10 protein-coding genes are annotated in these 10,111 nt (G+C 39.0%); 5 read left to right on the forward strand and 5 right to left on the reverse strand.

The annotated features are described in order from the left end of the window. The first annotated feature begins 131 nt into the window (after nucleotides 1-131). The 5 genes from PUQ00_RS30725 (at nucleotide 132) to PUQ00_RS30745 (ending at nucleotide 5,071) form a co-directional block, all read left to right on the forward strand. Nucleotides 132-1,481: a cytochrome P450 gene (locus tag PUQ00_RS30725; RefSeq protein WP_300423589.1), complete on the forward strand. Its 1,350-nt coding sequence runs from the start codon at nucleotides 132-134 to the stop codon at nucleotides 1,479-1,481. A 108-nt stretch (nucleotides 1,482-1,589) separates the two neighbouring features. Continuing rightward, on the forward strand, nucleotides 1,590-2,192 hold the full coding sequence (locus PUQ00_RS30730; RefSeq protein WP_300423591.1) for a hypothetical protein: 603 nt from the start codon (nucleotides 1,590-1,592) through the stop codon (nucleotides 2,190-2,192). Between the two features lie 110 nt (nucleotides 2,193-2,302). Next, a complete protein-coding gene (locus PUQ00_RS30735) occupies nucleotides 2,303-3,985 on the forward strand; it encodes an alpha/beta hydrolase (protein WP_300423593.1) in 1,683 nt (560 codons plus the stop codon). A gap of 341 nt (nucleotides 3,986-4,326) precedes the next feature. Further along, a complete protein-coding gene (locus PUQ00_RS30740) occupies nucleotides 4,327-4,860 on the forward strand; it encodes an IS630 family transposase (protein WP_300423594.1) in 534 nt (177 codons plus the stop codon). 43 nt (nucleotides 4,861-4,903) lie between these two features. Beyond that, on the forward strand, nucleotides 4,904-5,071 hold the full coding sequence (locus PUQ00_RS30745; protein WP_300423595.1) for a ribbon-helix-helix protein, CopG family: 168 nt from the start codon (nucleotides 4,904-4,906) through the stop codon (nucleotides 5,069-5,071). Between the two features lie 31 nt (nucleotides 5,072-5,102). On the opposite strand, the gene PUQ00_RS30750 is transcribed toward PUQ00_RS30745, so the two are convergent. The 5 genes from PUQ00_RS30750 to PUQ00_RS30770 form a co-directional block, all read right to left on the reverse strand. Continuing rightward, nucleotides 5,103-5,498 (reverse strand): hypothetical protein, encoded by a 396-nt coding sequence (locus PUQ00_RS30750; protein ID WP_300423596.1) that lies wholly within the window; start codon nucleotides 5,496-5,498, stop codon nucleotides 5,103-5,105. Nucleotides 5,499-5,575: 77 nt separating this feature from the next. After that, nucleotides 5,576-6,856: a choice-of-anchor K domain-containing protein gene (locus tag PUQ00_RS30755; protein WP_300423598.1), complete on the reverse strand. Its 1,281-nt coding sequence runs from the start codon at nucleotides 6,854-6,856 to the stop codon at nucleotides 5,576-5,578. A gap of 58 nt (nucleotides 6,857-6,914) precedes the next feature. Further along, a complete protein-coding gene (locus tag PUQ00_RS30760) occupies nucleotides 6,915-7,295 on the reverse strand; it encodes a hypothetical protein (protein ID WP_300423599.1) in 381 nt (126 codons plus the stop codon). A 209-nt stretch (nucleotides 7,296-7,504) separates the two neighbouring features. Beyond that, entirely contained in the window at nucleotides 7,505-7,699 is a 195-nt protein-coding gene (locus tag PUQ00_RS30765; RefSeq protein WP_300423601.1) for a hypothetical protein, read from the reverse strand. Nucleotides 7,700-7,997: 298 nt separating this feature from the next. Beyond that, the coding region (locus PUQ00_RS30770; RefSeq protein ID WP_300423602.1) for a CHASE2 domain-containing protein at nucleotides 7,998-10,111 on the reverse strand (2,114 nt) is incomplete at its 5' end.

Consider the following 10,111-nt stretch of genomic DNA (forward strand, 5'->3'; position numbering starts at 1 on the left):
CCCAATGCCCAATGCCCAATGCCCAATGCCCAATGCCCAATGCCCAATGCCCAATCCCCAATACCCAATGCCCAATGCCCAATCCCCAATGCCCAATGCCCAATCCCCACTAAAACACCAAAGCAAATATTATGACACTTAAAGATAAAGTCCTCAAAGGTCACGATCGCCAGCTATGGCTTGCACCTATACTAGCCAAAGTAGGTTATGACACTGCGATCGGCAAACTTCTACGCTTAGTTTTTTATTACATGGATGCATCAATCATGCTCAACGCATGGCGGGACTTTCTCTACATCCGTAAGGATAATATTGGAGACAAGTATTTTGCAGTAGACCAAGCAATCATGCATTCCTCTCACACCCAGGTGAAAGAACTAATGCAAACCCAACCACAACTACGGGGAAATGATTTAGGTATCATCAGAATATTAGCTCCTAGTTACCTGCTCGATAATCCTCTGAGCTTGGGAACAAACGGGAATGAACACACAGGACTGCGTGCTGTGTTCTTGCAAGCCTTACCGGAACCGTCAGGGCAGATAGACTTTTTAGGGTATCTAGTTGAGCAAAGCCTGTTAGAGGCTGCTAAACAGAGCAAATTACATATCGGCAACGATTTGCCAAAGATCATGCTGTCGATTTTGCACCAACTGGTTTTTCAGATATCTTTATCTGAGAAAGAAATTACAGCATCAAGTAGTTACATTAAAGGTTTGCCTCTGGCATCCTTGCCAAATTTTATTAGCAAGTATCTGCTGGCAATATTAACAGCGCCAAAAATTCGGCATCGTCAGTATTTAACCAAGCGATATCAACAATCTGCCAAATGGGCATCTTACTTTGAAACAGGCGCTCAGTATCAGTTGAACGAACACCAAATCGCTAATAGCCTTTTCGATATGATTCATATTGCTGGTACTGCTGGCACAAGTGGGCTTTTGGGTTCTGTTATTGGTGTTTTATGCTTGGATAATGCCCTCAGAAATAATCTAATTTCAGAAGTCAATGCAGTTTGGAATGGCAAGGAAAGTTTAGACCCAAATGCTCTAGAACAGTCAACACTCCTCAATCAAGTGATTTTGGAAACCGCTCGTCTCTATCCACCTGTGCGATTTGTTAGCCAACTCACCACTGAAGCGGGTGAAGTTGAGATTGGAGAACAAAAATGTCCATTTCAAAAAGGTACTCGCCTGCTTGGCTCTATTTTGACAGCTAATCGAGATGCCAATAGATACCAAAATCCAGATGATTTTGATGTAACACGGAATTTTTCAGATATCTTATCTTGGAACGGCGAAGGGCATGAGCGAGCCTGTCCTGGTAGAACCTTATCAATTGGCTTTATCAAGATTTTCTGTTTACATCTGTTCAAGAACTATCAATGGGACTCAATTACAGAAGTCAAGTGGGATTTTGAAAAAGTTACTGCCGTTACTCCTAATAATTTAGTGCTACAAGGTTTTGCTCAACGACTGTGAGTAGTACGTGCTGAGTTATGAGTTGGTAATTATTATCAAAACAGAATTCTGACTCCTGAATTCTTATTAAATTTTTGAGTTTGTCTTAGTTACGAATTACACATTAGTATGACTGAATTAATCGAGAAAAAACAACTCAATAATATTGCAACCTGGATGGTTCCCATCAAACAAACAAACTTACCATCTGTCCTTAAGGGTGTGTTTTTTATGGATGGCAATCCACTGCCAGATACTTGCATCACTATGTACAATTTAGAATGGGATACACAGAACAGAACTTTGCTTTTACCAGTCTTTGCACCGTTGCAATGGACTTTTCATAACTCGATTGCTGGCTGGATATTACTACATTTAGTTCAATGGTTTGAGGTAATTTACAAAATTCAGTTTGAAGATGAAACTTTGCAGCAAGCTCAAATTATACCTATTTTACTGGGAATACCAATTTCAAAATCGATTGTAAATTTTACAATGTTCCTAGACAAAAATTCTCTCAATGGAGATATTTGGTACAGAAAGAATGTTTGGTTCGGTGGACTTTCTAGGGCTGGTGAGTATACTCTCCGTAGGGTTGTTGATGCAGATGGTCGTTATACTCCTGCTTTTAACAATATGCTTCCTAGAGTTCCAAATGAGTGTTTAGTCATTGCAACAAACTCAAAAGACAACGCATCTAATAATATTAGTAACAGTCAGTTTGTTAAGTAAAAAAGTGAAGCAATAATCATGACAAAAAAACTGTGTTTCTGTCCCCGATTTTGAGTAAAATACTAAGTAGTCTTGCTTATAATTAACCTAATTTGTAAAGGAAAATAGACATGACGAACTCTCCTGATAAGAAGAATCTGCCAGACACTCAACCATATCAAATTTACGAATTTAAAAAAAATAACCAGGAAAACATCTCTGGTTATTTCGTAGTTAGTACTGCCAAACTCAATGTTGATACAGAAGAAAATAATTCTAACGACTATTTATCAACAGTTGTTAATCAAAACTTTTTTAATATCAATAATGGACAAGCTGAATCTTCAGCCCAAAAGATGATTGAAAAAATTGCTGAAAGTTTGGAATCAAGTCCAGAACCAGAAATTATTATAAATATTCATGGATATAGTTCTACACCATCTGATACAGAGGTAGGCTGCAAAAAGATTTATGAATATGTCAATACACATATTCAGCAACCACCAAATAAATATATTTTTATAGGATATAGATGGCCTTCTGAAAATCCCATAAAAACAGACCAGTCTGGTTCTTTTGGGCAAAAGCTAATCAACGCACTGTATTCTTTACCAACTTTACTAGCGATCGATTTAGTTGTGGGACTAACAATTAGTATAGGGTCTGCCATAGTTTTGTTGTTCCTAAATATTTTAAGTAATAGCGCTGTCCACTTTTTCACAGTGTTGTTAATTTTATCTGGCATTGTATCTTCAATTATCTTTACATTAATCATTCTCAGAATATCTACTTATTTTCGTGATACTTATAGAGCGATTAATTATGGTGTAATAGACTTAGTTGAATTGATCAGACAGCTTGATTATACTGTAAACTTTCCCGCGAATAAACGCATTAAATTGTCATTTATTAGTCATAGCATGGGTTGTTTTGTAGTTACAGATGTAATTCGTATCCTCTCTGATATTTTTGACGTTAATTCGGTTAACAAAGAACCTAATTCAGATATTGGCAATGTATTTCGCTTAGGTAGACTTGTCTTAGTTGCACCTGATGTTCCTGTAGAAACTATCTTGCCAGGACGAGCTAATTTTCTTCGTTCTTCTTTACGTCGGTGTGAAGAAGCTTATATCTTTTGTAATGAGGGAGACTTAGCATTACGAATTACCTCCACTGCTGCAAATTACTTTAGTTTCCCCGCGCGAACTCGTATTAGTGGCTATAGGCTTGGTAATATCACAGTTAAGCATTTCAACGATAGAAATGATACAGTTGGTAACATACCCAAATATGGAGTTCTTAATTTACACGAACCAAACTATGAAAAAGATTACCCACTGGATAAACCTTATAACTATTTAGAAATTCGTTCTTCTAGTAGCGAACATAGAAGACTTGATGAGATAACTAAAATTTCCGAAAATGAGGTTCCGCCCGCAGATTTATTTACATATTTTGACTGTACAGATTATAAAGATGATCGGAGTAATCAGATAGGAATTGTTAGTTCTGCATTAGAAAAGCCAGCGATAAATTTTGGGGATTATATTTTACTAACTTTGGCATTTATTCGGAAGTCTATTGATAATAAAGATCCTCAAGGTGTTGATACCCACAGTGGCTATTTTCAAGGTGCTTTTAGTCAAAAAGCTATCTACGAATTAGCTTTTTTAGGATTTCAAGGATTTTTGAAATCTTTGTCAATTGAGGGAGATAAAGAAGCTCAAATTCGCGCTTTTTCTCAAAAATGCCAGGAAAAGCAAATTCAAGTCATTCTTGCACCGCAAATTTATCAACAAAAGACTCAAGATTAGACTGGACAACAATTGCACTCTCATAACGTGAGTTTGAGGAACCTCTCCCTGCCTTAAACTAAAGTTCAAGTCTGTCCCTCTCCGACTCGGAGAGGGACGGAATACCATGTTCTTTGACAGGCAGCCGTCGGCTTCTAATACCAATTCTCTAAAATCAGGCTACAGATGAGAGAATAAGACTCAATGAGATGAAGGATGAGCAATGTCAGGGGTATATCAATTAGAAATTCAAGAGACTCCAGAAGAACATCACAAGCTAAAGTAGAAGCATTTAAAAAAACCTTGCAAACAACTTAGCTATGCTGCATTGGTTTTGTTTGGCAGTTTTATGCACAACTAAAATGATTCGTTTTTGCTGTCAGGATGAAATTAGAATTGGATTGAAAACAATCACAGGTAGAAAAATCACTGCTGTGGGTGTTAAACCAGTTGGTGTAAATCAATGGCAGTTTAAGGCAACATATTTATATGGAATTATCGAACCACTGACTGGCGAGAGCTTTTTTTGGGAATTCTCACACTTCAATACTGACTGTTTTCAGATATTCCTCAATCTAGTTGCTCAACATTTTCCTGATTCAGTACTAATTATTCAACTCGATAATGGTGCCTTTCATAAAGCCCAAACGTCTTCAAATACCAAAATACCAGATAATATCATTTTATTATTTCAACCGGCACATTCTCCCGAATTAAATCCAATTGAGCAGGTTTGGCAATATATTAAGCGCCGACTTCGTTGGTTATTACCAAAAAACCTCAATGAATTACCTGCTGCTCTCTATGCTAAAATGGGGAAATTAACCAAACCAATTATTGCGTCTATTGCTGGCAGGCAATATATATTGGCGGCTCTATCTGTAGCCGGATTTTAGAGAATTAGTATTACTTGTGTACACTGGCTGCGAAAGGATAGTTATGTCAAGCACCATTACTGTACGCATAGACGATGCAAGCAAAGTACAACTTGATATACTGGCGCGAAGCACGAGGCGGACTAAAAGCTGGTTGGCTGCACAGGCGATTGAGGCTTACCTGAAGCGGGAAGCCGCTGAGATAGATAATTTAAAGTGCAGATATGGCTAAACATAGCCAAAATTCAACACTAGCTCTACAGTCAATAGTTGTTTCGTACTAAGTCTTCTAGGTATGTTGCTGTACTCGGAAAGTATTTTCCAGCAGCATTTGGTTGCCGAGCCAGTGACATCAAATGCAAAAATGTATCAGGGCCAATAGATTTGGTGGTCGCAGGTATTGATGAACAGCCCATCGGAAGTGCCTCAAAGACAATCCGCGATTTCAAACTAAGAGGCGCATCTAATAGTACTTGACACATCTCAGTCAATACTTGTGCTGGCACCTCAATAGATTCTCCAGTAGAACGTTCTGGATGCCCCTGAACAATCTTGAGCTTGTATCCGTCACGTGGTGATGCATCCTGTACGCCCACATAAAGTAATTCGATATAGCTTGAAACGGAGGGAATATCGTTAGCAGTGAGATGCTTTGGCATACACGTAACTGCAATGAATGCGATCGCAACACAGGTTACGATCACAATTCGACAGTTTGACCATGAAGTGAATCTGCTCAAGCTATACCTCGGCGAGACCAAAAGATACGCATCAGTAACAAAATCATTCCACTAATCACAGTAGAATAGATGTTAGACGGCTCCGGCACTATACGTGTGGTAACGAAACCACCGATTGTTGGATCAGAAAAGCCAACAATTGTCAACCTATAATTAGGAGATGGGTGAATACCTCTTTCATTGCTTAAAGCAGTACCGCTCTTGACTCCGGTCAACGTTCTACTTAGATCAGTCATTAACTTTGCTAGCACATTAACCGATGCTGTGTTACCCTCAAGCACATTGAAAGTATAACCCAAGCTGCCTAGTGATACTTGATCAGCACTTGCGATGGGATCGTCATTATTTAGGGTATTGGTAAGCGTAAATTTTGAAGATAATGCGAAATTTTTCTCAGAAATATTATCAAAATTAATCTGAGTGTTAAGGGTTACAGAATCAGCTGCCGTTCCAGAGGTGATAGTACCATTGTGGAACGTTAATGTCCCAAGCTTAAAAACTGTGTTTGGCTTTGTGTCAAACGATGTTCCAGCAAAGCTAAGTGAGCTGGGATCGCCGGCACCCCAAGAGAATGTTGATGTGCCAACACCAGAAACAACCGCGCTACTCGGTGATGGATCAGTAAAACTACCTGTAACTTCTCCAACAGTAGCTTTTTTCATCGTCCAGCCCCATGATACACCGTCATACACAGTAAGTACATTTGAAGCATTAGCTATGACGGGATAGAGCTTCGCATTCCATGTAAGTGGATTTTTCTTCGCTATGCTGCTTTGATCTCGTCTGGAGAAATCATAGAAATTAATCTGACTAGCTGGAAGACCTGATGTCAAGTTAGCCGCAGTACAAGAATAAAATGGCTGATTGGCAGCGTTGCCGCACTTCGGGTTAATAGCATTATCGAGATAGGGTGATGTCTTTCCTCCTAACGATAAATTGGTATCCAGCACCTGTACCCATTCAAGATATTGTTTAGGACTCGGTGCAGTACCGTTATCGAATAGTGCTGTGATTTTGGCACCACCACTTGATCCCTTAAAGCCTGCGTTGTACGAGTTAACTGTTAGTGTCCCACCAGTTCCCGTATTGGCTGTCCAACCTGCTGGAAGCAATGAAGTATTCAGTGAATTTGCTGACACGGTTCCTGATGGAACTAGACGCACGACCGCACTGCTATCAGGCGAAAGCGCAAAATCAGCCGCTCGTACACAGGAAGATGATAGTACTACGTTGAAAGTAATAAGACTTATACAAGTAGCTACATTAATATTTTTCATTTTCTATTTTTAAGCAATTTTCAATATTTAGATGCGTTTGCCCTAGACTTTCTAGTTTTCATGTAACCTCGGAAGTAAATTCTTTCTTGATTTTATCTATAGCTTTATTCATTTCTTTTGTATGAATCCAACCTACATAGCCTCCAAATATCATCTTGTTGTTGTAATCTGCTAAGAATATGTGTTTTACCTGTGCTGGATTTATGAAAATTTTAATTACCGTTTTATCTTTCAGTGTAAAAAAAGGTGTTGCTCTTTGAAAATCTCTACTATGAGCCATAGTCATACCAGGCACATTCACCAATATTTCAACAACTTCTTGGGCTGTTTGAGAAATACTAGAAGCAATTTCAGCTTCAGTATTCCATTCTTTTAAATAATCAATTGCTTTTTCAGATAAGCGGAAACCTTCTTCAAATGCTCCAAATGGATCTAACATTTAAGTTTCTCCTGTTCTAATGAGAGTGAGAATGGATTTAAAATGATTGTTGCATAACTTCTTATCAAAGCTCTTTCAAAAACTCATATAAAAACTCATATAAAAACTCAGCAGAGGAGAGTTTTTCAAGTTCCCAGATCAACCCATAAATCGCCACCAGATAAGCCTATATGCCTGCAATCTGCTGTAAATAGGCAAATAAATTTTGTTCACTGCCGAGAACAAGGGCTGCGCTCTGAAAGTTCGCCTACGACAAGCGATCGCCGACTAGAGTTTAAGGGTTCTGTTGAATCTATTTGCTCTCTAATCCTGGTCAAAACGGATGATTGCAGGCTGGTTGCAGTAATTCCAGGTTCTGCGTTTTGGGCATCGGTAGCCTGTATAGTTGGCCAGGGCGAACACATATTGTCAACAAGATAAGTTCATTATCAATAAAATTTTAAATAATCGCATTAAGTACAACTTATTGACTTACTATTAGGTTTTGATTATTACTGCTTTCTACTGAGATAAGAAAGAGGCGATCGCTAGAAATCTAATTCTTTGATTGACTACATGGGTTCAGCTTTTAGTCAATATGTTTTTGTAAAATTTAGATGCGTTCGCCCTGGGGAGCAGGGGGAGAGAAAGTCGTTTTCATGAGCGTGAAATTGGATAATTTATTTTCTGGAAGTCCCTGAATAAAACCATCTGCAAAAGTATTCAGCTAGTACTATAACTATGGGATTGTTTCAGAACGATCATAATTACACTGCTAGTAACTATGGCAAAAGCTGAAGGAATAAATGGTACCCATACCCCTATTATTAATAGCAAAACTGTACAAACTGCATATAAAATTATAACTGTGCCAATCAGAGCAGATGCTTGCGCTAATAGTAAATGAATGCGCCAATAAATTAAACTACCAGTTAAAGACCATCCACAAATCCAAAGAATATCACCCCAGAAAGGAAAAACCCAAAGAATAGTTCGTTGCTCTAAAACTGCATTCAGAATTTGGCTGACCATTTGTGCTTGGATAAACACTCCTGCTACTTCTTGATAAGGCTGTTGCATGGTACTGTAGGGGGTAGTCCAAGCATCGCTGTTACTATTGGCTGTAACTCCAATCAGAACGACTTTATCTTTGATTAAATCTGGGGTAATAGCATCACTTAATACATCCTCAAGAGAAACTTTTTGGAAATCAGCAGCACGATAATTTGCTAGTATTTGAATGCCACCTAAATCCACTTGTTGCTGATAGCCACCGCTACGACCTGGTTTTAAGCGTTTGAAGACTGTAGAGCCAAACTGTACATAATCGCTATCTTCACTAAATTTGTGTTCAATACCTTTGTAGTCAAATAAGAAACGAGCAGCTAGTTGAAGACTAAGAGAGTAGGGAGTAGCACAGAAAGAAGAAGGTTCTTGAGCCATCATCAAAATTTGACGACGGATGATGCCGTCTGGATCTGCGATCGCATCGGTAAAACCCTGACGATCTTGGGGAACACCTGATGGAGGTTTGATACCATGAGGATCGTGTTTGCTATCCTTGCCTTTGCAGACTGCAACAACATTATCCTGGCTCAGTTCAGTGGTGAGATCAAAAGAGTTTGATTGTTCAACAGGATCGGTGGAGTCTCGATAGATATCTACTCCAATAATCCTCGGTTGATACTGTTGTAATTTGTTGAGTAACTTAGCTAGGGAAATATCTGAGATTGATTTTGACCCTCGCCTTGGTTCTTGACTACGGGTTTGAATATCATTTTCAGTAACTTCTACAACTACTAAATTTGCATCTTGTTCTTCTGGCGATCGCAATCTTAACATCTGATCGAAGATTTGCAGTTCGGTTGTTTGAAAAACTCCTAAGTATCTCAAACCTAAAACTGAGGCAGCGACAATAGCAGTACTAAGCAATACATTCCATAGACTGTATTGACGGCGACTGTTGTTGAAACTGCCGCGCAATTCCTGCCAAGTTACAGGTACAACTGTCTGATTCTGGCAGACAACTGGTAGCCAACTAGCACAAGGAAAATTGTTTTCCAATCCCTGAAGCCTCTCTCTTGCTTCTCGCACTGCCAAATAAAATGACTTACCACCGGCAAAGGCAAACAGAAAGTGTTTCAAAAACTCCTGCGCGACTAAATCTGGTACTCCTTCACGCATCACAATGATTTGAGGGATATGCAAATCAGCTAAATTTCGTGCCAAGCCGATACCATCACAGGAATTAAAAATTGCCAGCTTCAGATTACGTGAGATTGAAGCTTGCAGGGCATTTTTGAGTTGAGGAATTGTTAAACTTTCAGTCTGATTGAGATAAATTTGACCAGTGCTGCCATCAGGTTGACTAGAACTATGTCCGGCAAAAAATAGAATATCCCAATCTTGATTCCATAGTTGCTCATTGAGTTCTCTGCGGGTTGGTTCCACAAGAAACTTAGTCTGGGCACTTTCCAACCCTTTTAATAAAGACTGGTCTTTGTTAACATCAATCCCATTGCTGTTTCCGAAAATGGCGAGAATCTTAACTTTTCCTGTAGGCGATCGCGGTAATATTAAGGGATGCTCATAGTTCTGGCTACTCAATGCCACTTCTGCGTTACGGTAATCTTCAAAAAAGTACCATAAATGCCAAGGAAGGCGATGAAGCAAAGTAACATTTGTCTCAATGATCACTCTGATTTCATCATCAGGGCTAAGTCGAGTCCGCAACTGCCGCTCAATATTCTGGAATGGCTGTGAATTTAACCACTTATTAATATATAGGACTCCTATTTGATTTCTGAACAAGACTAAGAGAGAATACGGAGAGGTTT

Source organism: Nostoc sp. S13 (genome assembly GCF_029379315.1).
GTDB lineage: Bacteria > Cyanobacteriota > Cyanobacteriia > Cyanobacteriales > Nostocaceae > Nostoc.

What these genes read in the sequence shown, in the direction of transcription:
- PUQ00_RS30725 (WP_300423589.1), top strand. Translation starts at nt 132, where the DNA reads ATGACACTTAAAGATAAAGTCCTCAAAGGTCACGATCGCCAGCTATGG.
- PUQ00_RS30730 (WP_300423591.1), top strand. Translation starts at nt 1,590, where the DNA reads ATGACTGAATTAATCGAGAAAAAACAACTCAATAATATTGCAACCTGG.
- PUQ00_RS30735 (WP_300423593.1), top strand. Translation starts at nt 2,303, where the DNA reads ATGACGAACTCTCCTGATAAGAAGAATCTGCCAGACACTCAACCATAT.
- PUQ00_RS30740 (WP_300423594.1), top strand. Translation starts at nt 4,327, where the DNA reads ATGATTCGTTTTTGCTGTCAGGATGAAATTAGAATTGGATTGAAAACA.
- PUQ00_RS30745 (WP_300423595.1), top strand. Translation starts at nt 4,904, where the DNA reads ATGTCAAGCACCATTACTGTACGCATAGACGATGCAAGCAAAGTACAA.
- PUQ00_RS30750 (WP_300423596.1), bottom strand. Translation starts at nt 5,498, where the DNA reads ATGCCAAAGCATCTCACTGCTAACGATATTCCCTCCGTTTCAAGCTAT.
- PUQ00_RS30755 (WP_300423598.1), bottom strand. Translation starts at nt 6,856, where the DNA reads ATGAAAAATATTAATGTAGCTACTTGTATAAGTCTTATTACTTTCAAC.
- PUQ00_RS30760 (WP_300423599.1), bottom strand. Translation starts at nt 7,295, where the DNA reads ATGTTAGATCCATTTGGAGCATTTGAAGAAGGTTTCCGCTTATCTGAA.
- PUQ00_RS30765 (WP_300423601.1), bottom strand. Translation starts at nt 7,699, where the DNA reads ATGTGTTCGCCCTGGCCAACTATACAGGCTACCGATGCCCAAAACGCA.